21 protein-coding genes and 1 tRNA gene are annotated in these 23101 nt (G+C 45.4%); 10 read left to right on the top strand and 12 right to left on the bottom strand.

The window, feature by feature from the left end; translation table 11 throughout:
* Positions 1 to 130: 130 nt before the first annotated feature.
* Positions 131 to 1894 carry a lysophospholipid acyltransferase family protein gene (locus tag R7Q38_RS17225; RefSeq protein ID WP_167415668.1) on the bottom strand — a complete coding sequence of 588 codons (1764 nt, stop codon included), beginning with the start codon at positions 1892 to 1894 and terminating at the stop codon, positions 131 to 133.
* 233 nt (positions 1895 to 2127) lie between these two features.
* Between R7Q38_RS17225 and R7Q38_RS17220 the strand changes: the two genes are divergently transcribed.
* On the top strand, positions 2128 to 2847 hold the full coding sequence (locus tag R7Q38_RS17220; protein ID WP_054576654.1) for an SIMPL domain-containing protein: 720 nt from the start codon (positions 2128 to 2130) through the stop codon (positions 2845 to 2847).
* 43 nt (positions 2848 to 2890) lie between these two features.
* Here R7Q38_RS17220 and R7Q38_RS17215 read toward each other — a convergent pair whose 3' ends face one another.
* On the bottom strand, positions 2891 to 3940 hold the full coding sequence (locus R7Q38_RS17215; protein ID WP_167415669.1) for a DUF4382 domain-containing protein: 1050 nt from the start codon (positions 3938 to 3940) through the stop codon (positions 2891 to 2893).
* Positions 3941 to 4169: 229 nt separating this feature from the next.
* Between R7Q38_RS17215 and R7Q38_RS17210 the strand changes: the two genes are divergently transcribed.
* Entirely contained in the window at positions 4170 to 4445 is a 276-nt protein-coding gene (locus R7Q38_RS17210; protein WP_005383040.1) for a hypothetical protein, read from the top strand.
* A 95-nt stretch (positions 4446 to 4540) separates the two neighbouring features.
* Here R7Q38_RS17210 and R7Q38_RS17205 read toward each other — a convergent pair whose 3' ends face one another.
* The 6 genes from R7Q38_RS17205 to rpsU all read right to left on the bottom strand — a co-directional run bounded on the left by R7Q38_RS17205 (position 4541) and on the right by rpsU (position 10396).
* Positions 4541 to 5344: a MetQ/NlpA family ABC transporter substrate-binding protein gene (locus R7Q38_RS17205; protein ID WP_017633488.1), complete on the bottom strand. Its 804-nt coding sequence runs from the start codon at positions 5342 to 5344 to the stop codon at positions 4541 to 4543.
* Positions 5345 to 5600: 256 nt separating this feature from the next.
* A tRNA-Ile gene (locus R7Q38_RS17200) sits at positions 5601 to 5676 on the bottom strand.
* Between the two features lie 155 nt (positions 5677 to 5831).
* The gene (gene rpoD, locus R7Q38_RS17195; protein WP_005395986.1) at positions 5832 to 7694 is read right to left on the bottom strand and encodes an RNA polymerase sigma factor RpoD; all 1863 of its coding nucleotides are present in this window, start codon (positions 7692 to 7694) and stop codon (positions 5832 to 5834) included.
* Between the two features lie 99 nt (positions 7695 to 7793).
* Entirely contained in the window at positions 7794 to 9560 is a 1767-nt protein-coding gene (gene dnaG, locus R7Q38_RS17190) for a DNA primase (RefSeq protein WP_318114302.1), read from the bottom strand.
* A gap of 149 nt (positions 9561 to 9709) precedes the next feature.
* A complete protein-coding gene (locus tag R7Q38_RS17185; RefSeq protein ID WP_213906561.1) occupies positions 9710 to 10153 on the bottom strand; it encodes a GatB/YqeY domain-containing protein in 444 nt (147 codons plus the stop codon).
* Between the two features lie 27 nt (positions 10154 to 10180).
* A complete protein-coding gene (gene rpsU, locus R7Q38_RS17180; RefSeq protein ID WP_001145625.1) occupies positions 10181 to 10396 on the bottom strand; it encodes a 30S ribosomal protein S21 in 216 nt (71 codons plus the stop codon).
* 230 nt (positions 10397 to 10626) lie between these two features.
* Here rpsU and tsaD point away from each other — a divergent pair, with 230 nt between their 5' ends.
* Complete coding sequence (gene tsaD / locus R7Q38_RS17175; RefSeq protein WP_005379854.1) at positions 10627 to 11643, top strand: tRNA (adenosine(37)-N6)-threonylcarbamoyltransferase complex transferase subunit TsaD; 1017 nt, start codon at positions 10627 to 10629, stop codon at positions 11641 to 11643.
* A 176-nt stretch (positions 11644 to 11819) separates the two neighbouring features.
* The gene (locus R7Q38_RS17170; protein ID WP_005379855.1) at positions 11820 to 12635 is read left to right on the top strand and encodes an alpha/beta fold hydrolase; all 816 of its coding nucleotides are present in this window, start codon (positions 11820 to 11822) and stop codon (positions 12633 to 12635) included.
* Positions 12636 to 12669: 34 nt separating this feature from the next.
* On the opposite strand, the gene plsY is transcribed toward R7Q38_RS17170, so the two are convergent.
* The gene (gene plsY, locus R7Q38_RS17165) at positions 12670 to 13281 is read right to left on the bottom strand and encodes a glycerol-3-phosphate 1-O-acyltransferase PlsY (RefSeq protein WP_005379857.1); all 612 of its coding nucleotides are present in this window, start codon (positions 13279 to 13281) and stop codon (positions 12670 to 12672) included.
* Positions 13282 to 13531: 250 nt separating this feature from the next.
* On the opposite strand from plsY, the gene folB reads away from it, so the two are divergent.
* The 3 genes from folB to R7Q38_RS17150 are packed head-to-tail and all read left to right on the top strand — an operon-like array spanning position 13532 to position 15188.
* Entirely contained in the window at positions 13532 to 13891 is a 360-nt protein-coding gene (gene folB, locus R7Q38_RS17160) for a bifunctional dihydroneopterin aldolase/7,8-dihydroneopterin epimerase (protein WP_005387458.1), read from the top strand.
* On the top strand, positions 13888 to 14370 hold the full coding sequence (gene folK, locus R7Q38_RS17155; protein ID WP_005387457.1) for a 2-amino-4-hydroxy-6-hydroxymethyldihydropteridine diphosphokinase: 483 nt from the start codon (positions 13888 to 13890) through the stop codon (positions 14368 to 14370). Before folB ends, folK begins: the two co-directional genes overlap by 4 nt.
* Before the next feature lie 14 nt (positions 14371 to 14384).
* Positions 14385 to 15188 (top strand): undecaprenyl-diphosphate phosphatase, encoded by an 804-nt coding sequence (locus tag R7Q38_RS17150; RefSeq protein ID WP_017636143.1) that lies wholly within the window; start codon positions 14385 to 14387, stop codon positions 15186 to 15188.
* Between the two features lie 52 nt (positions 15189 to 15240).
* Here the strand turns inward: R7Q38_RS17150 and R7Q38_RS17145 are convergent, their stop codons facing one another.
* Positions 15241 to 16461, bottom strand: coding sequence for a multifunctional CCA addition/repair protein (locus R7Q38_RS17145; protein WP_213874550.1), 1221 nt, complete (start codon positions 16459 to 16461; stop codon positions 15241 to 15243).
* 138 nt (positions 16462 to 16599) lie between these two features.
* On the opposite strand from R7Q38_RS17145, the gene R7Q38_RS17140 reads away from it, so the two are divergent.
* The 3 genes from R7Q38_RS17140 (at position 16600) to ggt (ending at position 20906) form a co-directional block, all read left to right on the top strand.
* The gene (locus R7Q38_RS17140; RefSeq protein ID WP_054574267.1) at positions 16600 to 18216 is read left to right on the top strand and encodes an ExeA family protein; all 1617 of its coding nucleotides are present in this window, start codon (positions 16600 to 16602) and stop codon (positions 18214 to 18216) included.
* The gene (locus R7Q38_RS17135) at positions 18216 to 18902 is read left to right on the top strand and encodes a general secretion pathway protein GspB (RefSeq protein WP_005387437.1); all 687 of its coding nucleotides are present in this window, start codon (positions 18216 to 18218) and stop codon (positions 18900 to 18902) included. The genes R7Q38_RS17140 and R7Q38_RS17135 overlap by 1 nt, the downstream gene beginning before the upstream one ends.
* Before the next feature lie 273 nt (positions 18903 to 19175).
* Positions 19176 to 20906, top strand: coding sequence for a gamma-glutamyltransferase (ggt, locus tag R7Q38_RS17130; protein ID WP_239938441.1), 1731 nt, complete (start codon positions 19176 to 19178; stop codon positions 20904 to 20906).
* An 88-nt stretch (positions 20907 to 20994) separates the two neighbouring features.
* On the opposite strand, the gene R7Q38_RS17125 is transcribed toward ggt, so the two are convergent.
* On the bottom strand, positions 20995 to 21606 hold the full coding sequence (locus R7Q38_RS17125) for a TIGR04211 family SH3 domain-containing protein (protein WP_005379900.1): 612 nt from the start codon (positions 21604 to 21606) through the stop codon (positions 20995 to 20997).
* 178 nt (positions 21607 to 21784) lie between these two features.
* A complete protein-coding gene (locus tag R7Q38_RS17120) occupies positions 21785 to 23044 on the bottom strand; it encodes an inorganic phosphate transporter (protein WP_005379898.1) in 1260 nt (419 codons plus the stop codon).
* Positions 23045 to 23101 lie beyond the last annotated feature (57 nt).

The raw sequence follows: 23101 nt of genomic DNA, 5'->3' as shown, positions 1-23101 counted from the left end.
AGATTGTATCTATGAGAGTCTTTTCGGCGCACTTCACGGAGCACGCCTAATTAGTTGATGAAAGGGTAAATAAAGAGAGTCGCCACACGGTTCTTCTTGTGATTCCCAACTCTCTACTTAATCACTGTTCTTAATCATCGTTGCTATTAGTATGATAGACGAGGTAGTCATGAGCTTGCTCGCGTCCCATATACCTTGCCAACGTCTTTTCTTGAACATCGCGCAAATCCACCATAATCAATCCATCTAGAGCGTTATTGAATGCAGGGTCGACGTTGAAGCATACCAGCTTGCCATTGAGGCTTAAGTACTGACGCAGCAAAACGGGCACTCCTTTCCCTTCATCGATTCTGGCAATGACACGTGACAATAGCTGTAAATCACCCAGAGCTGTGAGCATGCTGGTGTTCCAGTCACGGTGGTGCTCAGGAAGTGGGTTAGAAGGTGTGACGTACTCTGCGCAATTGTTGTCGTAGTGGTGCAGTGTCATTGATTGAGCCAGTAATTGACGTGCAGTATCGCTATAATCGTTGCTAATGCTTACCGGACCAAATAGGTGAGTGTAATCTGGGTTTTGATGAACGAACGTTGCGATGCCTTTCCACAGCAGCAGTAGCGCGCTCATGCTCTTTTGATATTGCTGTGCAATCACAGAGCGCCCCATCTCAATGGATTTACCCATTTGGTCGATAAAGCGTTGGTCATAGTTAAACAACGTTCGTGAATACAGACCTGCTACGCCGCGCTTTTCAATCAGTTGATCAACCAGACCTAAACGATACGCGCCCACCAAGCATTGATTCTCTCTGTCCCACACAAACAGATGCAGGTAATCATGATCGAAATGGTCAATGTCTATTGCTAGTCCCGTCCCTTCGCCAACTTGTCGGAAATTGAGCTCACGTAGGCGACCAATTTCATGCAGTAGGGAAGGGATATTCTGCGACTCCGTGCAGTAGACATCGAACTCACCACTTGTTAGCAGCTTGGACTCTTTTGGTAAGTTGTTCAGTTCTTCAAGCAATTCGCCTACGGGTAACCCTGCCGCTATTGGTGAGAGCCGTTCTGATGAGGAAGAGGGCTTCACCGATTGGATTTCACGATTGAGTAAGTAAGTGTTGAGCCGCAAATAGTTCACTACTTGATCATCGTTAAGCGTGTTGATCTCTTTAAATTTTATCGCTTGGCCAAAGGATAAGTTGATGGTTTGCGCCTGTTTGTTCAGCAGTTCTCGCCCAAGCAGTAGGGTGCGCAAAAGTGGATGGATTTTCCCTGCCATATAGAAGCGTTTCGAGTTCTGACCACTGATGAATACTGGAACTGTCGTTGCTTTGTTTTTGCGGATCAGGCTACTTACGCTTCGACTCCACGCTTTGTCTTCCAAGCGTTGCTGTTTGGCATCGACTAACTGGGAAACCTCACCGGCAGGAAAGACAAGCAATAAGCCGCCACTTGCGAGGTGTTTATTAGCCGCTCTGAGGGCCTTCATATTCGATTTGACGGCGTCTCTGCCTTCAAACACATCGACACCAATGAAGAGCTGATCTAACTCTGGTACGGTTTTCAGGTATTGATTGGCTAGAATTTGGATATCGTCTCGTACCATCAACAAGAGTTCGGCCAAGATGACGCCTTCCACACAACCAAGCGGGTGGTTCGCCACAATGACGGTAGCTCCTTGTTTAGGTACTGAGTCGAGTGAACCATGAGCAATGCGATAATCGATACCTAAGATATCCAGCGTGAAGCGGAGAAAAGTTTTGATATCGGCATTAACGGGGCGTTGAGCGTAGAACTTATCAAGTTGGTTTAAACCGGTTGCCCATTCAGCAACGTTTTCACCAATGCCAAACGGCGTTTTACGAGGGAGACGAAAAGGGGTTGAACTATCCATATTTACCTCAGCGTACAAGTTGCTGATTGGATAGTAGAAATTACAGATGACAGTTCAGAGGCAAAAGCATGAGCTTTTGGTGACAAACTAATGAAGCTTTATTGACTAAAGAAAACGGTATATCACTGTGCTATGAATCAAAACTCGCGTTATGTCTCCCTCTTAAAACAATAGATAGGCTATCTTATCTAGAACAAAGATTAAGCTAAGTTGATATTTATCAGGGGGAAATAATGGAACGAGTTTCCAATAAAGCAGCACTTTGGATTGGGCTAAGTTTGATACTTGGTCTTGGCATCCTTGGCTATTTTATGCAGCAGACGGCGGTGAAATACCGAGCCTATGAAAGAGTCGTTACAGTAAAAGGTTTGTCGGAGCGTGAGTATCCTGCTGATACGGTGATTTGGCCGATTCAATTTACTCTGGCGAGTAATGATATGGGAGCCATGTTTGATGAAATTGACCAGCAAACCCGTTTGATTTTGGACTTTCTAACTGCCAAAGGGCTTCCTGAAACCAGCGTTTCCCTTTCTTCCCCAGCGGTCATTGACAGAAAAGCACAGCAATATGGGAGCGAGCAAGACATTGAGTATCGTTATTTGGCCTCGCGAACCGTTACGGTTTACAGCCAGAGTGTTGATGTTGTTCGAGCGGCAATCAATGAAATAGGTGAGCTAGGAAAACAAGGCGTTTTGCTTAACCAAGATCCTTATGCAAATCGTGTTGAGTACAGCTTTACTAAGCTGAATGATGTGAAGCCAGACATGATCGAAGAAGCGACTAAGAATGCGCGTGAAGTGGCTGAGAAATTTGCGAAAGACTCACAGAGTTCACTGGGTAAGATCAAACGTGCAACTCAAGGGCAGTTCTCGATTTATGACCGAGACAGCAACACGCCTTACATTAAAAAAGTCCGAGTGGTATCGACGGTTCAATATTACCTTTCTGACTAAGTAAAAAGCCGCTCAGTACGAGCGGCTTTTTTAATATGGTGACTTAAAGAATTGGATTAATGTCCTGAGTTGTCAGTTCTGCCTCGACAACATCAACTGGCGTGTAGTGCTGGTAAATCAAGAAACCGTCTTCTGAAGTTTCATGAGCGTCTGGCGTATCAATATACGCAGTACATGTGTAGCCAATGCTGTAAGTACCCGGGCCGATGTAACCAAACTCGTAGCTGTAGGTTGTATTACCTTCTTCGTCTTGCGATTCATTCACGTTAGCTACCGCAACTGGCGCGTTGAGTGGATCTGTCGCACCCATATCGCCCATGGTTGAGCGATCCATTGAACCTGTATACAGATAAACAGAGTGAACGGCAGGAACGTCATTTATTGCATTTGATGCGGCACTGTCTGCTTCACATGCTTGATACTGAATTTCACTGACTTTACCACTAATATGACCTGATTCTGATGCGTTTACTAAGCTTACCGCATTAGAGTTCATGTTCATGTAATCTTTGCCTGTTGGATCCGCCAGACCTTTGCGTAAGTCAAACTCGACAACATAGCTATTATGACCAGTATGAATTTTTACATACTGACCTTTTTGCGAAAACTTTAAGCGACCTTGATCGCTCGTATCTGGTTTAAAACCAAAACAGCTGCCTCGGCTAGGTACAACTAAGCCTTTGATGTTGCCGTCTGTCTTCTCTACGTATGACAGTGTTGTATCGTTTAATTGTTTGCCGTCTTTAGCGTACACACACATAGCATAATCACCAGGAGCGATGTCCTGTTCGTGAATGATCGTTTTAGCGTTGCTTCCCTGATATTCCATTAGATCAACTTGGTGTAGTGCTCCATTGTCACTAGCATCTAACAGAATGTGTTCTCCAGTTTGCTCGCCAGTTTCAGGGTCAAATGGTACAAGGACAACATCTTGAAACGCTAAAACGACTTTGTTGGCATCGTCAACAGGAGCATCGGAAACGCTGAGAGAAAAAGTGGCTGCTTCTGTATCGGATGAAGAGTCGTCGCTACCGCAGCCCGTCAATAAAAGACCACCTGAGATAGCAAGTAAAGGATAGGTATATTTTTTCATTATGACCTCTTGTTTACACTGCTGATAAATGTAAAAGGCTAGTCTCAAAGTCGAGAAATGATGTCATTGTATTGTGATAGAGAGGTCAATCTTCAATGATGCTATATACAAGTCCTTTTTTATAAAACTAAGTTCTTAACTGTGATGAGGGGAGTTTGATGATAGTCAAGCTGGCTTCTTTCTTATGAGCGTAAGTTAGTATGACTTATTGCTAGAAGGAATTAGTATCATGGCATACAAGCACTTTATTAGAGAACTACTGGGTTTAGCGATTGTTGTCTCTGTCGTCTTTGGCGTATTAGGCGTGATGTTAGAGCTCTTCGCACTGACGGCACTTTGGGAGCATCAGCAAACGATAGCCGATGTTTTCTTCCATGAATCTCTCTACTTCATCGTATTTTTAATCCCACCATACTTCCTCTGGAAGTTGATTAACCGTCCTGAATTGGTTTCTGCTGACCAAGCTTATTTGGCAATGAAGTTAGAGGCTGAAAGTCGACAATGAGTCGATTTAGTGAGTAATGAAAAGAAGAGGCTATGAGAAAACATTAGCCTCTTTTCTATCTGATTCGTGGGGCAAAGTATTCGCTGCTTTATTGATTAAAAAGCTGCTTCGATTGTGCCTTTGAAAGTGCGATCGAGATAATCACGAATCGCTTGAGATTGATAAATAGAAACGAACTTTTTATACGCTTCATTATTTTTGTCTGCGTCACGAGTGGCGATGACCATGACTGCTAATGGGGCGTCTTTTGCTTCAAGATAGATACTTTGTTTCTTCGGATCTAAACCAGAAGACATTACGTAGTTCATTGTAATCGCAGCCGCGTCCACATCATCTAATGTTCTTGGTAGCTGAGCGGCATCTACCTCGACAAATTCAAATGATTTTGCGTTTTTTGTGATATCAGTTAGGGCGGCTTTATGGCCAACACCCTGTTTCAGCTCAATTAAACCTGCATCGGCGAGTAGCAACAGACCACGACCACCGTTGGTAGGGTCATTTGGAAGCGCTATACGTGCATTGTTTGGAAGCTCTTGCAGTGAGCGATACTTATTGGAATAAAGCCCCATACGCATAAGAATGGACTGACCAATTGATACTAATTGGGCGTTATGGCTACTGTTGAAGTTGTCTAAAAATGGCTGGTGCTGATAGCTATTAATATCGATGCTACCATCGCTAAGAGCGGCATTAGGTGTCACGTAGTCAGAAAACTCAATGACTTCGACATTCAAACCTTGCTTTGCTGCCTCCTTCGCTACCGCCTCGACTACTTGTGCATGTGGTCCAACTGTCGCGCCCACTTTAATGACAGAGTCATCTTTTTCTCCACAAGCGCTTAAGCCGACTACTGCCGTGAGAATCAAAGCTAGTTTCTTTAAGTGACCAATACTTTTCATTGTAGCTCCATTTTTTGTTTTAGACGTCCATACGTTTGTATGTCCATCCTATCAGAAGTTGTCTGAGGGTCAATGGTTTAAATCACGAGCAGACATTTTGTTTCTATTGCTCGTATAGAGAGCCAGATAATAGTTAAAGAAGAGGGGAAGAGGAAAAGCTATTACGAGGTTAGTGACGAGTTACCGCAACTGTACCCAAAGATATAAGATACAAAAAAAGCGTAGTAGGTATTAACCTGCTACGCCTTTCGGAATATGGTGGCCCCTCGCAGACTTGAACTGCGGACCAATCGATTATGAGTCGACTGCTCTAACCACTGAGCTAAGGGGCCTTAATAGGACAACGATTATAGGGGAAGCGTTGCAAGGTGTCTAGATACCAACTAGGGCAATTGCGCTTAGTTTTTATCCACTTAGAACAGTAGATAATAAAAAAGGTGACCTAAAGTCACCTTTTTTGATTTCTAAAAGCTTGTATGCGCTGCGATTATTCGTCTAGGAAGCTGCGCAGAGTCTCTGAGCGGCTTGGGTGACGAAGTTTACGTAGTGCTTTTGCTTCGATCTGACGGATACGCTCACGAGTAACGTCGAACTGCTTACCAACTTCTTCTAGAGTATGGTCAGTGTTCATGTCAATACCAAAGCGCATACGAAGTACTTTCGCTTCACGTGGTGTTAGACCTGCAAGCACGTCTTTTGTTGCCACTTTAAGGCTAGTTGCTGTTGCAGAATCTAGCGGAAGTTCTAGCGTTGTATCTTCGATAAAATCACCTAGATGCGAATCTTCGTCGTCACCGATTGGTGTCTCCATTGAGATAGGCTCTTTAGCGATTTTTAGAACTTTACGAATCTTGTCTTCTGGCATTTGCATGCGCTCTGCCAGTTCTTCCGGTAGTGGCTCGCGACCCATCTCTTGCAACATTTGACGAGAGATACGGTTTAGCTTGTTGATCGTTTCGATCATGTGTACCGGAATACGAATCGTACGTGCTTGGTCCGCGATTGAACGAGTGATTGCCTGACGGATCCACCACGTTGCGTAAGTCGAGAACTTGTAACCACGACGATATTCGAACTTATCTACCGCTTTCATCAGACCGATGTTACCTTCCTGGATCAGATCCAAGAACTGTAGGCCACGGTTGGTGTATTTCTTCGCGATAGAAATTACAAGACGCAAGTTCGCTTCAACCATCTCTTTCTTCGCACGGCGAGCTTTTGCTTCACCGATAGACATACGACGGCTGATGTCTTTAATGTTCTGTACGTTTAGAGAAGTCTCTTCTTCAATCATTTTTAGCTTAGCGATTGAACGACGGATTTCTTCTTCGTTACGTTTGATCTTTTCAGCGTATGGCTTGTCTGAAGCAAGAACTTCATCCAGCCAAGCTTCACTTGATTCATTACCAGTGAACAGCGCGATGAATGATTTCTTCGGCATTTTGCCGTATTCAACCACTGACTTCATGATCAGACGCTCTTGAGTACGAACGCGATCCATAGCAGTACGCAGTTCATTCACTAGGTGATCAAACTGTTTAGGCGTTAGACGAAACTCGCGGAATACGTCTAGCATCATTTCATTAGCAACGGTTGCTTTCGGGCTGTTATAGCCGTACTCGTTGATTGCTAATTGAAGATTTTGATAGGTGCTGCGTAGTTGGTTGAATTTCTCTAGCGCTAATTCTGGATCGATACCTACATCTTCTTCAGAATCATCTGAATCGTCATCGCTATCTTCGTCGTCATCAACGTCTTCATCGTCTTCTTCTTCTAACTGAGATTCAGTCAGTTCAGAACCGATGTGTGTTGCCGTTGGTGCAGCGGTGTCGTCAGCATCTGGATCTACAAAACCTGAAATTAGGTCTGTAAGACGTAGTTCTTCAGCTTGAACTTTGTCAAATTGCTCAAGAATGTACGGAATTGTGCCTGGGTATTCAGCAACAGACGATTGAACTTGGTTAATACCTTCTTCAATACGTTTTGCGATGTCGATTTCGCCTTCGCGAGTTAGAAGTTCGACAGTACCCATCTCACGCATGTACATACGTACTGGGTCTGTTGTACGACCAATCTCACTCTCTACGCTAGAAAGTGCAGCGGCTGCAGCTTCGGCTGCATCTTCATCGGTAATATTTGTGTCATCGTTCAGTGCTAAATCATCAGCATCAGGAGCAGTTTCTACTACCTTAATGCCCATGTCGTTGATCATCTGAATGATGTCTTCTACCTGTTCTGAATCTACGATTTCAGCAGGTAGGTGGTCATTTACTTCGGCGTAGGTCAGATAGCCTTGTTCCTTGCCTTTAATAACAAGTGACTTTAGCTGTGACTGCGGATTGTGATCCATAGACGGTATCCAACTTCGTAATCTGGTGAAGGAATCAGTATGCGAAATGCAAACCACTTACTATAACAAATTAAATCGTTGCTGACTAATTAAACAGGGTTACGCTTTTAAATCTAGCATAAGTGCTAGCAGCTCCCTTTTCTCTTCGGCTGATAAACCGACACTTCTTGCTTTGGCCTGCAGGTTTTCAATTTGTTTTTCTACGCACTGGGCAATAATTTTATCCAGTGAGTCTAAAAAGATTTCTTCTTGGTTGTCCTCATCGAGTGGAATGTCCCAACTCGCGAGACGAGACAGAAGGGTCTCATTTTGGCTGTTTCGCCAATGCTCTAATAATTGGCCTGTGTTGATATGGGGATGCGCTTGGCATTTATCAAGTACATCAACAAATAAACTTAGACCAGGAATGGGCAAATCTCTAACGCTAGTTAGATCTGGCACCATACTTACGTATTGTGGGTTTTGAATCAGTAACGCGATCACTTCTCGCATCGGCGTTCGCTTGATTTCTTTATGAGGTTGAGGCCTTTTATCCTCTTTACCTTGTTTTGAAATTAGCTGCTGTAGTTGGCGTTCATCAACCAAACCCAAACGGCGGCCAAGCAATTCTCTCAAGTATAGTCTTAAAGTGCCGCCAGGGACTTTATCAATGAGAGGAACCGCAAGAGTACTCAGTTTTGCCATGCCTTCTTTCGTGCTCATATCGACCTGCTGAGTCAATGAGCTGAACATGAATTCAGACAAGGGCATCGCATTAGACACTTGCTGCTCAAATGCTTGTTTTCCGTTTTGTCGGATATAAGAGTCGGGATCTTCTCCATCCGGCAAAAACATGAATTTTAACTGGCGACCATCCGTTAGGTAAGGCAATGCATTTTCCATGGCACGCCACGCGGCTTCACGGCCTGCGCGGTCACCGTCATAACAACACACGACGGTGCTTGTTTGCCTGAATAACACCTGCAAGTGATCGCCCGTTGTCGAGGTTCCTAATGAGGCAACGGAATAATCTACGCCATATTGAGCAAGCGCGACAACATCCATATAGCCTTCAACCACTAAAATTTGTGATGGCTCACGGTACGCTTGTAGTACTTCATAAAGGCCATACAACTCTTTACCTTTATGAAATATCGGGGTTTCGGGTGAGTTGAGATATTTTGGTGTCCCATCACCTAATACTCGACCACCAAAGCCTATTACTCGGCCGCGTCTATCTCGAATAGGAAACATCACTCGACCACGGAATCGGTCGTAGCGGTTGCCTTTATCGTTTTCAATCAACATGCCGCCTGTGACGAGCATGTCTTGGTTTTCTTTATTCTGGCCAAAGTTCTTACGAACTAAATCCCATTCATCAGCCACATAGCCGATGCCAAACTTCTGGACGATTTCACCAGACAGGCCACGATCTTTTAGATACTCAATCGCCACCTTACTTGCTGGCTGTTTGAGTTGGTTACGATAAAATTGAGCAATGCTGCCCATTAAGTCGTATAGGTTACGTTTTTCACTGCTGCTTGCTTGTGGGCCTGACTGAAACGAACCATTACCGCCGCTACGTTGTTCGCGAGGAACATCTAAACCCAAGTATGAAGCGAGTTCTTCAATGGCTTCGACGAATTCTAGTCGGTCGAATTCCATCAAAAAATCGATGGCATTTCCATGCGCGCCACAACCAAAACAATGGTAGAACTGCTTTTCTTGACTGACACTGAATGAGGGTGTCTTTTCGTTGTGGAAAGGGCAGCATGCGCCGTAGTTTTTGCCTTTTTTCTTAAGTTTCACACGTGCGTCGATGATATCGACAATATCAAGTCGAGCTAGAAGGTCATCGATAAAACTGCGAGGGATGTGTCCAGCCATAAAACCTAACAAAAAAAGAAGATGATGAGTGGAGTGAATGCCTTAAAAGAATGAGCGTATTGCCCATTGATTTCATTCCATCCATCCAGATACAAACAAGCCGTGCGCTCCAAAGGATAGCACGGCTTGCTGCAATTGGGTGGGGTACCTTAAGCCAATTTAGCGCGAACTAAACCGCTTACTTTACCCATATCTGCACGCCCTTGAATTTGCGGTTTCAGAACGCCCATTACTTTGCCCATGTCTTGCATGCCAGCTGCGCCAGATTCAGCAATCGCGTTCTCGATGAGAGCCGCTACTTCTTCGTCTGTCAGTGGTTGAGGCATAAAGTCCTCAAGAACGGTAATTTCTGCTTGTTCCGCATCAGCAAGATCTTGACGACCCGCTGCTTCAAACTGCGCTACAGAGTCGCGACGTTGTTTAACCATCTTGGTCAATACTACAAGAATGTCGTCATCGTTCAGAGTAATCTGTTCGTCAACTTCACGTTGCTTGATTGCTGATAGGGCTAAACGAATAGTACCAAGGCGCAATTTGTCCTTGGCTTTCATCGCTAATTTTTGCTCTTCTTTGAGTTGATCAATCAGAGCCATAACTAAATTCCTTTTGGAGCTCAGTTATTAGTACAGGCGAACGCGACGAGCGTTTTCGCGAGCTAGCTTCTTAGCGTGACGCTTTTGAGCTGCTGCTTTAGCGCGTTTGCGAACTGTAGTTGGTTTTTCGTAGTGCTCACGACGACGCACTTCAGAAAGGATACCTGCTTTTTCGCAAGAGCGCTTAAAACGACGTAGAGCAACGTCGAACGGTTCGTTTTCACGTACTTTAACTACTGGCATATGCCTTTCACCTCAGGGGTTATTCGTTAACGCTGGTATTCAACAGACCAAATCACAATTGTTAGGTCTCTTACCAGCTTGATCAAAAATGGTGCGGAATTTTAATCCGATCACAACTACTTTGTAAAGCCTTTTGTCGATTATTGTCTGTACAAAATTTGTTTGCAGCACCAAGGCGAGGTAATATGACGCCCAAATTTCCTCTATACAGAAAGCATACTGAGAAAACCATGCGCATTATTGGTATTGAAACCTCTTGTGACGAGACTGGCATCGCAATTTATGACGATGAAAACGGTCTCTTGTCACACAAGCTATACAGCCAAGTAAAACTGCACGCAGATTACGGCGGTGTGGTGCCTGAGTTGGCTTCACGTGACCACGTAAAGAAAACCATTCCTCTTATTAAAGAGGCACTAAAAGAAGCGAACTTAACTTCAAAAGACATCGATGGTGTCGCGTATACCGCGGGGCCTGGTCTTGTTGGGGCGCTATTAGTGGGTGCGACTATCGGTCGCAGTATTGCTTATGCTTGGGGAGTGCCAGCGGTACCTGTTCATCATATGGAAGGTCACCTATTGGCCCCAATGTTGGAAGATAACCCTCCACCGTTCCCGTTTGTGGCGGTATTAGTATCGGGCGGTCACTCTATGATGGTGGAAGTGAGAGGCATCGGTGAGTACAAAATTCTAGGTGAGTCGATTGATGATGCGGCGGGCGAAGCGTTTGATAAAACAGCGAAGCTAATGGGTTTGGATTACCCAGGCGGTCCACTATTATCTAAACTGGCGGAAAAAGGTACACCGGGCCGCTTTAAGTTCCCGCGCCCAATGACGAATGTGCCAGGTTTGGACATGAGTTTCTCTGGTCTAAAAACCTTTACGGCTAACACGATTGCTGCAAACGGTGATGACGAGCAAACCCGCGCGGACATCGCATTGGCATTTGAAGAGGCTGTGTGTGCTACGTTGGCTATTAAATGTAAGCGCGCGCTTGAGCAAACAGGCATGAAACGCATTGTTATTGCTGGTGGTGTGAGTGCTAACCGTCGTTTGCGAGCTGAGTTAGAGAAGTTAGCGAAGAAAGTTGGCGGCGAAGTTTACTACCCACGTACTGAGTTCTGTACAGATAACGGTGCGATGATCGCTTACGCAGGCATGCAGCGCTTGAAGAATGGCGAAGTGGCTGATATGTCAGTAGAGGCTCGTCCACGTTGGCCAATTGATCAACTAACACCTGTCGCTTAGTCAAATTTATGCGGTAGGTTTGAAACCGGTTCTTTGTAATAAAGGTCTCTGCTCCTCAGAGGCCTTTATTTTTAATTATTCAATGAACCGCCTCGTTTTACATTCTGACTGATGCGATCAGTTCGCGATTGTTTCAGTGCTAGGATGACGTGGAAGAATAAGAAATGGATATAACAATGAATAAGTTTGAAATTGAAGGTCAGCAACTTGCTTATCTAGATAAAGGTGAGGGCCCTGTGCTTCTATTTGGTCATAGTTACCTTTGGGATAGCCAAATGTGGGCGCCACAAGTTGAGGTTTTAAGCCAGTCATTCCGTTGTATTGTGCCAGATCTTTGGGCACATGGTGAATCGGACGCTGCACCTGCATCGACACAGTCATTGGCCGACTATGCACAACATATGTTGGCATTGATGGATCATTTAGATATCGAAGAATTCTCGATCGTGGGCTTATCTGTTGGCGGCATGTGGGGAGCTGAGCTAACGGCTCAAGCGCCGCAACGTGTTAAGTCACTGGTATTGATGGATACCTTCATTGGCTGGGAGCCAGAAGTTACGTATAAAAAGTATTTTGCAATGCTTGATACCATCAGCCAAGTCCAAGCAGTGCCTGCGCCAATTATTGAAGCCGTTGTGCCGCTGTTCTTTGCCAACAACGTCAATCAGGATAACCCTAAACTTGTCGCTTCATTCAAACGCAGTTTAGAAGAGCTGAACGGTGAGCGTGCGGTGGAAGTAGCTCGCATGGGGCGCATGGTGTTTGGTCGCCGTGATGTGATTGAAGATTCGGAAAAATTCGCTCTGCCGACGTTAATTGCGGTGGGCTGTGAAGATAAGCCTCGCCCGGTTTTCGAATCGTATTTAATGAAAGACTGTATCACGGGCAGTGAGTTGGTAGAAATTCCGCAAGCGGGACACATCAGTTGTTTAGAACAGCCGGAGTTCGTCAACCAAATGTTGTTGAACTTCCTGAATCGAGTTCATGCGTAACCAATGCATCCCTCTTTAAACGAAAAACTCGGCATTAAGCCGAGTTTTTTTGTGTCAGTTTCTTCTCGCCGATTTTTGGCTCGTCGCCAGACAAAAGCCGACGAATATTTTGATGATGCTTAAATACGATTAAGCAACACAGCATAGCAACAGGTAACGTGTATTGCGGTTTAAACATCCAAGTATAAAACGGAGTGACCAAAACCGTGACGAGAGCCGCTAAGGATGAATAGCGGAATAGCGCGGCTACTGACAGCCAAGTTAACATCACCAATCCTGTTAAGTCCAAACCAATCGGAGCGATAGCGCCAAGCGCGGTTGCGACACCTTTTCCGCCTTTAAAGTGGAAAAAGATGGGGTACATGTGGCCAAGACAGGCAGCAATGGCGATGACGCCAAGAATGATAGGGTCGATACCAAGAAAGTATCCGCCCCACACGGGGATAGTGCCTTTGAGCATATCGCACAACAAGACTGAAACAGCGGCTCCTCGTCCGCCAATACGCAATACGTTCGTTGCTCCAGGATTGTTAGATCCCACACTGCGTGGGTCTGGCAGTTTTAAGAGTCGACAGATCAAAACCGCACTGGAAACCGAACCTAATAAATAGGCGGCCATTGTCATTATCAGTGCCAGTGCGTCCATAGAAGTCCTTGATGGATTGGAATTTAATGCTCGGTTCCCGCGTAGTTGCTATCATACCCCGAATTTACATAATGCAGAAATCCTCACTGTGATAGAGCTTGCATTATGTGATTTCTTGTATATAAAGATGCTTTCGCAGTTTATACCTAAGTAACATTGTGATGACCAAAGTAAATGTTACTTAGGTATAGAATACTACGATCAAATTACCCCTCACGGGTATCCGACCTCTGTAATAGAAGGACATAAGATGGCTCTGGATAAAGTTTTTATTGAACAGTTAGAAGTAATCACCACAATTGGCGTGTACGACTGGGAGCAACAAATCAAACAAAAGTTGGTTCTAGATATTGAAATGGCACACGATAATAAACCTGCGGGCAAAAGTGATGATGTGCAAGATGCACTGGATTATTCGCAGGTGAGTGAGGCGGTACTTAACCACATTGAAAATGGTCGTTTCTTACTGGTCGAGCGCGTGGCTGAAGAAGTAGCAGAGCTTATCATGCAGCGTTTCTCTGTGCCTTGGGTGAAAATCCGCCTAGCGAAGCCTGGCGCCGTGCCACAAGCACGTGCTGTTGGTGTGGTGATTGAGCGAGGCCGAGCATGATCACCACCTATATCGGTGTTGGGACGAACGTAGAAAGAGAGCAACATGTGCTTGCTGCGTATCAGGAGCTGCAACGGCTTGGAGAAAATCTCCTCGTATCACCGATATATGAATGCGAACCTATTGGTTTTAGCAGCAAGAATTTCTACAACTTTGTCGTTGCAATGCGTACCGAGTTGTCATTAGAAGAGTTGAGCCATCAACTACGCGAGATTGAATTTAAGTGGGGACGCGAAGAAAACGCGCAAAAGTATCAGGATCGAACACTGGATCTCGATATAGTGTTGTTCGGTGAGCGCGTCTCCAAGAAAAAACCTGAGCTACCTCGCAGTGATATCTACAAATATCCTTTTGTCACAAAGCCGCTGTATGATCTCGAACCGCAATTAGTGATCCCAGGCGATGGACGCACAGTCGCAGACATTTGGCATGCTATGCAGCCAGTCGATTCGCTCAAACCCGTTTCCTTTCATTTTTAATTTGAGTTGTTTACATGAGTTATTTTGAAGCCTTTATTTTGGCTCTGATTCAGGGGCTGACAGAGTTTTTGCCTATCTCAAGCTCTGCCCATTTGATCCTGCCTTCCGCTATTTTAGGATGGGAAGACCAAGGTCTGGCCTTTGATGTTGCTGTTCACGTCGGTACATTAATGGCTGTCGTGATCTATTTTCGTCATGAAGTAATCACTTTGTTTCAAGCGTTATTTGCTTCGATCTTTAAAGGAGATCGCAGTAAAGAAGCTAAATTGGCTTGGATGATCGTGATTGCGACGATTCCAGCTTGTGTGTTCGGCTTATTGATGAAAGACATCATTGAAGTGTATCTACGTAGCGCTTACGTCATCGCGACTACTACGATCGTATTTGGCCTGTTGCTATGGTGGGTAGACAAAAACGCTAAACTCGTTGCCGATGAATACCAAACGGGTTGGAAGAAAGCTGTATTTATCGGTATTGCTCAAGCCTTAGCGATGATTCCTGGAACTTCACGTTCAGGGGCGACCATTACAGCAGCGCTTTACCTTGGCTTTACTCGAGAAGCGGCTGCCCGCTTTTCATTTTTAATGTCGATCCCAATCATTACATTAGCTGGTAGCTACTTAGGTATGAAGTTAGTGACCAGTGGTGAACCTGTCCATGTTGGTTTCTTACTGACTGGCATTATCACATCGTTTATCAGTGCGTACATCTGTATCCACTTCTTCTTGAAGATGATTTCACGCATGGGCATGACACCGTTTGTGATTTACCGTCTGATTTTGGGCGTCGGTTTGTTCGCTTTTCTATTAAGTGCATAATTGATGTTAACGAAAAACGCCCGTGAAATCCGCGGGCGTTTTTGTTTGTTCGTTACTTTTTAAGTGCTGCTTTCACTGCTTCAATACGTCGTTTTTCTTGCTCGTCACGAATCGCAGGGCCTTTAAAGCCCTCTTTGATTATGGTTTGAACGTCAACTGCCGCTGCTGCTTGGTAGGCTTGCCTAAAAATATCCGCCTGTGGATATGGTTGCGTTTCCAGTCCTTTACGACCAGCGTGATCCGCTTGGCAGCAAAGCAAGATATCTTGCAGACGTTCGGACTTACGCCACACATCAAGTTTATTGAGTATTTTAATTATGGTTTGTGGTTTAAGTTCAGCCGCGCGATGAATATTGGAGTGCTGTTCGCACACCATCAAGGCTAAATCACGAAACTCATTTGGTACCCGGACACGTTCGCACAGCTTTTTGATCAGTTTTAATCCTGTATGGCAATGCATTTTGTGGCTTGGCCATTCGCTCTCTGGCGTCACGCCTTTACCCAAGTCATGCACTTGGGCGGCAAACCTGACGGGGAGTGAGTTACTCAATTTTGCGGCTTGCTCTGCCACCATCAAAGTATGGATGCCAGTATCGATTTCTGGATGCCACTTCTCAGGTTGAGGTACGCCAAATAGTGCATCAATTTCAGGTAACACCACGGTTAATGCACCACAGTCTCGTAGAACCGATAAGAAAATATCAGGGCGAGGAGTAGAGAGAGATTTATGCCATTCTTGCCAAACACGCTCGGGAGTCAGTGTGCTTAGCTCTCCAGATTCTGCCATGTGACGCATTAACCGCATAGTTTCGTCGGCAACCATAAAGTCTAGATCAGCCAGCTTTGCAGCGAAGCGAGCGACACGTAAAACGCGTAGAGGGTCTTCAATAAAGGCGTCTGATACATGGCGTAGCAGTTTATCGTTGAGATCTTGCTGGCCACCATATGGGTCATGGATCGTGCCATCACTCTCCATTGCCATCGCGTTAATGGTTAAATCACGACGTATCAAATCTTCTTCTAAGGTGACGTTTTGATCGAAGAAACATTCAAAGCCAGTGTAACCAGAACCTGACTTTCTCTCTGTTCGTGCAAGGGCATGTTCTTCTTTACTTTTGGGATGCAGAAATACAGGAAAGTCTTTACCAACGGCGGTGTACCCTTGGGACAACATCATCTCAGGCGTCGCGCCTACGACCACCCAATCGTTGTCATAACTATCAATTCCGAGCAATTTATCTCGAACTGCGCCACCTACTAAATAAACTTGCACGAATTACCTCTTAATTTATGGATATGCCGTTGGACATTGTAGCAAGCAATGGTACTTTTCTTTACTCCCGAGAGTAGATGCGGCTATGTTTATATTATATCTGACTATTCTCAGGTGGTTTTTTAGCTGGAGAGCCTAATGTATAAGGACTTTTTTGGGTTTGTCGAACAACCATTTTCGATTGTTCCAAACTCACGTTATTTGTATTTAAGCCAACGTCACAAAGAGGCAATCACACATCTCCAAGCTGGGCTAGGCGATGGCGGTGGCTTTGCTATGCTTACTGGCGAAGTAGGTACAGGCAAAACGACTGTCGCAAAAGCGATGCTGGCGAATTTGGGTGATAACACCAAAGCGGGTCTTATCCTCAATCCCACGTTTTCGAGCAGAGACTTGCTCGAAGCCATTTGTGATGAGTTCAAAATCACCTATCCGCCAGACGCAAACCTCAAACAGCTAAACCAGGTTATCCATCAATATTTGCTGCGTAATTATCGTTCAGGTTGGCAGACATTGCTGGTCATTGATGAGGCTCAACACCTTGCTGCCGACGTTCTAGAGCAGTTGCGCTTGTTGACCAACTTGGAAACCGATACCAGAAAATTGCTCAAAGTGTTGTTGGTCGGGCAGCCTGAATTGCAGCGGTTATTACAAACAACACAACTACGCCAACTTGCCCAGCGTATTACCGGGCGTTATCACCTGTTGCCGTTGGATGAAAAAGAGACAGAAGATTACATCGCATTTCGACTACATACAGCAGGTGGCGACCAGCAACTGTTTAATCGTGCTTCTTGTAAACTTATAGCCAAATACAGTCACGGTATACCGCGGCTCATCAACCTTATCTGTGACAAATCCCTCAACATTAGTTATCACCAGGGTAATGTGGTTGTGGATAAGCAAACCGTTCAGCAGGCCTGTGAAGAGGTGATGCAGTTTCAGGCAGATATTTATCAGCAAGATAAAAAAGAGCGCCGGACTTTCCGTTGGCCTGCTTGGGGCTCTGTCACGGTAGGCCTTATTGCTGCATTAAGTACGGGGTGGGCGGTCGTGAATTATATGCCAGCTCAAGCGACGTCAGGGTTGACACAAGTGACGGAGCCAAGAGTAGAGCCAACACCAACCGTCGTCAGCCAACAGTTAACTGATGAGCAGCGTGATTTATTGTTAACACAAAAACAGTCGAACCTCGCTGTAAATGATTTGTATCGTTTGTGGGGATATCAAGCATCGGTTCGCGATAATCTTTGTTTGTCAGAACCGCAGTCGACTATGCGTTGTGAGCGTAAAATGGCGACTTGGCCGCTGTTGATGCAACAAAATCGCCCTGTGATCTTGGAGTTGAATTATCAAGGTGATGTTGGGTATGTCATTCTATATGCCGTCGGTAATGACCAAGCTGAAGTGCTCAATGGTAAGCAGCGTCTTCGTCTGCCAGTTTCGTGGCTAAAGCCGTTGTGGCAGGGCAATATTATCGAACTGTGGCATGCTCCGCTGAATGAAACATTACGTTTAGACATGGAAGGCCCTGCGATTGAAGTATTAGACCGATTATTAGCAGAAGCGGTGAGTGAGCCACTGCTTGAAACGTCTATTTTTGATGGTGCGATGAAAGAGCGAGTCGAATTATTTCAACGTTGGCAAGGAATTGGTGTCGATGGTATTGCAGGTAAGCGAACGCTAGACCGACTTCAGCAAAATGTTCAGCCAGATGCGCCTCAACTGGCGAGAATCGAGAAGGAGGACGCATAATGTCAGCTGTGAAACATATAGGTCTGTTCTTGCTGCCAATCACTGCTTCTGCTATCGGAGTCGCTTGGTACTTAGATCTCTTTGCACCGAGTGTTGAAGTAGATACAACGTCCCCGATAGAAAAGGTCGAAGTGGTATCACCTTTCAAAGTATTGGACTATCCAGAGAACACCCAGTTGGCCCAATTGCCAAGAGAGTGGCCAAGTGCAGAGCTATCGCGTGATTTTGGTACATTTACCACCCCCGATGAATACACGAGCCATACACCAAGCAGAGATGAAACACGCAACTCAGCATCAACCCAAACGACTTCTGCTGCTGAAGAGGACCTCGGGTTGTCTTTGGATGATCTGGATTTATCCTCATTATCTCCTGATTTAGCTAGGAAGGTCGAAAATGCCTTATCCCGAGATGATGACAATTCGTCATCACAAACGGCACGCGTGAACGATTTAGAGCGCAACGCTCACCAGTGGCAAGGGCGTCTACCTGCGCTTAATTTGCAAACCCATATGTATGCCAGTGATGAAAATCGCCGTTGGGTGAAAATTAACAATGTTGAGTATCATCAAGGGGATGTCGTTGATGATCAGGTCACTCTAAGAGAAATACAACCGCAAGCTGTGATTGTTGAGTTCCAAGGTGAGCAAATTCGTATACCAGCGTTGTATGAGTGGAAAGGGTAACTCTTGTAGAAACACATCAAGCCAGCGAAATCATATCGCTGGCTTTTTATTTTTCAGAGCATCTTTTGCATCTATTCTGGTGATGATTTTTAGATACTCAAACAAGCAAAATATAGCTTTTCTCAGTCGTTTAAATAGCACCAATATCATTCATCTATTGATAGCGCGATTCCAGTCAGCGTTGTGTAAAAAGACACCATCTTCACGAACTTCGGAGTAATGACTTGGTCCACGTTAGACCCCATCACATAATAGGAGTCTAAACAGAGACACATGCGTATTCTGATTTTTTCTTTAAGTATTGTTGCATCGACAAGCTATGCAGCAAAGCCAGACCCATTCCCAGTTACACCAGATAGTCGCGGGCAAGATTTCATGGTCAGTGCGACGAATCCTTACGTGAGCAGTACCGGTTACTCAATATTGAAAGAAGGCGGTAACGCTGTTGATGCTATGGTCGCGATGCAGATGGTGATGTCTGTCGTTGAGCCAGATATGACCGGAATTGGCGGCGGGACTTTCGCGCTGTTTTATCAACATGACGAGAAAAAATTTCTGGCCCTTGATGGTCGAGATGAAGCGCCCTCTAGCGCGAACCCTGAAATGTTTGTTGAGAATGGGGAAGTACTCAGTCGCAACGAAATATTAGGCCCTCGTTCTGTTGCGGTTCCGGGCACGTTGCGGTTGCTTTACACCACTCATGAACAATACGGCAAGTTGCCATGGGCAGAGCTGATTAAGCCGGCGATTACATTGGCGAGCAATGGGTACGCGATGAACAGCTACACCTACGACATCGTAGTAAGAGAGCAAAGCCGACTTGAGCAAGATCCGGAAGTGAAAGCCTTGTATTGGCAAGGGGACGATATTAAGCCGACGGGAACCTTGATGAAGAACCCTAAGATGGCTGAGACGCTGAGGAAGATCGCGCAACAAGGCGATAGTTACCTTTATGGTGGTGAGCTTGGTCAGCACATCGTAGAGACGGTTAATAGTCGTATTGACGACCAACACGAGAAGTTGTCTTTAGAAGATTTTAAACATTACCAAGTGAAGCAGCGTGACATCATTGAGAGCGACTACCGTGGGAATAAAATCGTCTCTTTTGGTTACCCAGCTTCGGGCGGTGTGATGGTCGCTCAGAGTCTTGAACTGCTTGCACCCTATGGCATTGCCCATATGGCGAAAACGGATGTGGAACCTTGGCGTATCATGACTGAAGCGATGCGAATTGCAAAAGCCGATCGTATTGCGTATGCCGGAGATCCGGATTATGTGGAAGCGCCAGTTGAACAGTTGCTGTCTAAAGCCTATCTAGATCAGAGACGTGATTTAATCCCTGATAATGGCACTTCAAAAGAGGATCCACAAGCAGGACAGATAACGCAAACTCAGTATGCGCAATATCAAGGCTTCGAGAGCAAAGATACAGGGCATATTTCTATCGTCGATAGAGATGGAAATGCAATTGCGATGACCAGCACCGTTGGCACGGGAATGGGATCTGGTGTCATGGTTGATGGCGTTATCTTGAATGCACAAATGGCGAACTTCTCACCTCAGCCAACGGTTAACGGCAAACCTACACAAAACTCAATTGAAGCGGGCAAGCGTCCACGTTCGGCTATTACGCCATTAATGGTGATGGACAGTGATGATAACTTGCGTTTGGTGGTTGGGTCACCAGGTAGTTCACAAATCCCGGGGTATGTACTCAAAACCGTGGTTGGGGTGCTGGATTGGAATTTATCAGCGCAAGAGGCTATTGACTTACCAAACATCCAGTATGGCACTAAGATAGACCGCACCAAGTCTTATGACCCGACTGGTTTGCTGGTGGAAAAGAAAACGTTCGCAGAAATGTTGGTGCCTGAGTTTATGGAGCTTGGCTACCCAGTGCACGTTATTCCAGTGGTAAGCGGTTTGAATGCAATTGAGCTAAAAGATGGCAAGCTTTATGGCGCAACGGATCGTCGTCGAGCCTCTAGTTCAATGGGGGAGTAGTACTCACTTCTGTCAAACGAAGCAAACTAAAAAGCCAGTCAATATCGACTGGCTTTTGCGTTCTTTTTAAAGATAAAAGCGTAAGGGTTTATGCCCAACCCGCAGGAGAGCGCTTTCTACGAGGCATGACATGCGGAAGAATCAAACCAAATAGTAAACCTAAACCTGCAACACCGCCGCCATAAGTGAAGTACTTAAGCAGCATGTCATCTTTTTGTGTATCCAGTTTTGCGCGTAGCTCGCGGTTTTCTGTTTCAACAGAAGTAAGCTGATCGCTGATCTCAGAGTATTTATTTTCTAGATCTGAAATTTGTTGGTTACGTGTTTCGAGAGAGGTAACAAGACCGGCTTTCTCTGCATCAGAAGTTTGACGAGCATTAGCAAGCTGCTCTTTTACTTCGGCTAGCTCTTTCTCAATGCGAGGAAGGCGAATTGCCATGCTCTCTTGGTTTGTCACAAACTTGCTTTGTACCCAACCAGTGCGACCACGGTCATCACGAACTTGCGTGTAGCCAGTATCTCGGTTGGTTTTAATCAGTTGTACTTTAGAACCGGCGTTAACACTACCAATAATACGGTAGGTGTTATTTGGACCTGAGTGCATAAAAGTGAAGAGGTCATCAGAAATATAACGGTCTGCTGCTAGGGCCGCTGGCGCTGCTAGCAAAGTAAACAAAACCGTGATGATTAGTTTTTTCACAGTAAATCCCTTAACGATTTTTCTTGGAGACAGCGTTGGCACCGAATGATTGGAGCCGGAAATAGACGAATAGTATGCAGTTTCAAACTTCGGTGCAACAAAGAAGGGAGGCAAAGCCTCCCTTTCTGTGCGTTTGAGTCAATAATGACAAAGCGCTTACATTCTATTGACGAGTGTCTTAAGCGAACATCGCTTGAAGTCCGTAGAAGAATACTACGGCCAATAACGCACCCGCTGGTAGTGTAACGATCCATGATGCCACGATGTTACGAACTACGCCTAGGTTCAGTGCTGCGATACCACGAGCAAAGCCAACACCGAGAACCGCACCAACCAATGTTTGAGTGGTTGAAATTGGCAGGCCTGTACCAGACGCTAGAACTACCGTACATGCGGTTGCTAGCTGTGCTGCAAAACCGCGGCTAGGCGTTAGCTCGGTGATGCCTGTACCAACGGTTGCCATTACTTTGTGACCCAGTGTCGCAAGACCGACCACGATACCAATACCACCAAGAGGTAGAATCCACCAAGCGATGGTGCTTTTCGTGCTGATTTCGCCCATGTGTTCAACAGTCGATACGACAGCAGACAGTGGACCAATGGCGTTTGCAACGTCGTTTGAACCGTGTGCAAATGCCATCGCACAAGCGGTGATAACCATCAGAACGCTGAAGATACCTTCCACGCCAGAAAAGCTGCGGTCCTCTTCGCGATTAGCGAATTTTTTCTGGATGTATACGTAGCCGCCAATCATCACAAGTGCTGAAACTGCTGCTGCCCACATCCAGGCTTCACCATTGGTCAGGTGAAGACCAACGTGTTTTAGACCTTTTTTGATGGTTACAAGTGCAATCACCATTGTTGTGATGAACATGTAAACAGGTACAAAACGTTTCGCGTTAAACAGAGGGTTCTCTGTATCAAAAATCAGGCGTTGTGCGCTGACAAAGATAACGTAAGCAAAGAAACCTGAAATCACTGGCGTAATAATCCAGCTACCAACAATGCCTTGAACGCTGCCCCAGTCAACCGCTTCAGTACCTACTGATACGCATGCAAAACCAATGATTGCACCGATGATTGAGTGAGTCGTTGATACTGGCCAGCCCATGTAAGAAGCAAGAAGCAGCCATGTACCTGCTGCTAAAAGCGCAGACATCATGCCGTAGACAAGAACATCTGGTTGACTAGCAAATAAAGAAGTTTCGATTACACCTTTACGGATAGTGTCGGTTACTTCACCGCCTGCAAGGTAAGCACCTGCAAATTCGAAGATCATCGCAATGATGATAGCTTGTTTTACAGTTAGCGCTTTTGAACCTACAGATGTACCCATCGCATTAGCAACGTCGTTCGCGCCAATACCAATCGCCATCATGAAACCAAAAATCGCTGCAACAATAATCAGGACAGTGCCGTAGTTCGCAAGGATATCCATCGTAATACCTAGTTGTTTTATAACAAGCGGAACAAAATTTTACGCGCGCCAAACCAT

This window comes from Vibrio sp. Vb0598 (genome assembly GCF_033338935.1).
GTDB lineage: Bacteria > Pseudomonadota > Gammaproteobacteria > Enterobacterales > Vibrionaceae > Vibrio > Vibrio alginolyticus.
This window is presented reverse-complemented; position numbering and strand designations above follow the sequence as displayed.

Coding starts and splice junctions, on each gene's coding strand:
- R7Q38_RS17225 (WP_167415668.1), bottom strand. CDS start 1,894: ATGGATAGTTCAACCCCTTTTCGTCTCCCTCGTAAAACGCCGTTTGGC.
- R7Q38_RS17220 (WP_054576654.1), top strand. CDS start 2,128: ATGGAACGAGTTTCCAATAAAGCAGCACTTTGGATTGGGCTAAGTTTG.
- R7Q38_RS17215 (WP_167415669.1), bottom strand. CDS start 3,940: ATGAAAAAATATACCTATCCTTTACTTGCTATCTCAGGTGGTCTTTTA.
- R7Q38_RS17210 (WP_005383040.1), top strand. CDS start 4,170: ATGGCATACAAGCACTTTATTAGAGAACTACTGGGTTTAGCGATTGTT.
- R7Q38_RS17205 (WP_017633488.1), bottom strand. CDS start 5,344: ATGAAAAGTATTGGTCACTTAAAGAAACTAGCTTTGATTCTCACGGCA.
- rpoD (WP_005395986.1), bottom strand. CDS start 7,694: ATGGATCACAATCCGCAGTCACAGCTAAAGTCACTTGTTATTAAAGGC.
- dnaG (WP_318114302.1), bottom strand. CDS start 9,560: ATGGCTGGACACATCCCTCGCAGTTTTATCGATGACCTTCTAGCTCGA.
- R7Q38_RS17185 (WP_213906561.1), bottom strand. CDS start 10,153: ATGGCTCTGATTGATCAACTCAAAGAAGAGCAAAAATTAGCGATGAAA.
- rpsU (WP_001145625.1), bottom strand. CDS start 10,396: ATGCCAGTAGTTAAAGTACGTGAAAACGAACCGTTCGACGTTGCTCTA.
- tsaD (WP_005379854.1), top strand. CDS start 10,627: ATGCGCATTATTGGTATTGAAACCTCTTGTGACGAGACTGGCATCGCA.
- R7Q38_RS17170 (WP_005379855.1), top strand. CDS start 11,820: ATGAATAAGTTTGAAATTGAAGGTCAGCAACTTGCTTATCTAGATAAA.
- plsY (WP_005379857.1), bottom strand. CDS start 13,281: ATGGACGCACTGGCACTGATAATGACAATGGCCGCCTATTTATTAGGT.
- folB (WP_005387458.1), top strand. CDS start 13,532: ATGGCTCTGGATAAAGTTTTTATTGAACAGTTAGAAGTAATCACCACA.
- folK (WP_005387457.1), top strand. CDS start 13,888: ATGATCACCACCTATATCGGTGTTGGGACGAACGTAGAAAGAGAGCAA.
- R7Q38_RS17150 (WP_017636143.1), top strand. CDS start 14,385: ATGAGTTATTTTGAAGCCTTTATTTTGGCTCTGATTCAGGGGCTGACA.
- R7Q38_RS17140 (WP_054574267.1), top strand. CDS start 16,600: ATGTATAAGGACTTTTTTGGGTTTGTCGAACAACCATTTTCGATTGTT.
- R7Q38_RS17135 (WP_005387437.1), top strand. CDS start 18,216: ATGTCAGCTGTGAAACATATAGGTCTGTTCTTGCTGCCAATCACTGCT.
- ggt (WP_239938441.1), top strand. CDS start 19,176: ATGCGTATTCTGATTTTTTCTTTAAGTATTGTTGCATCGACAAGCTAT.
- R7Q38_RS17120 (WP_005379898.1), bottom strand. CDS start 23,044: ATGGATATCCTTGCGAACTACGGCACTGTCCTGATTATTGTTGCAGCG.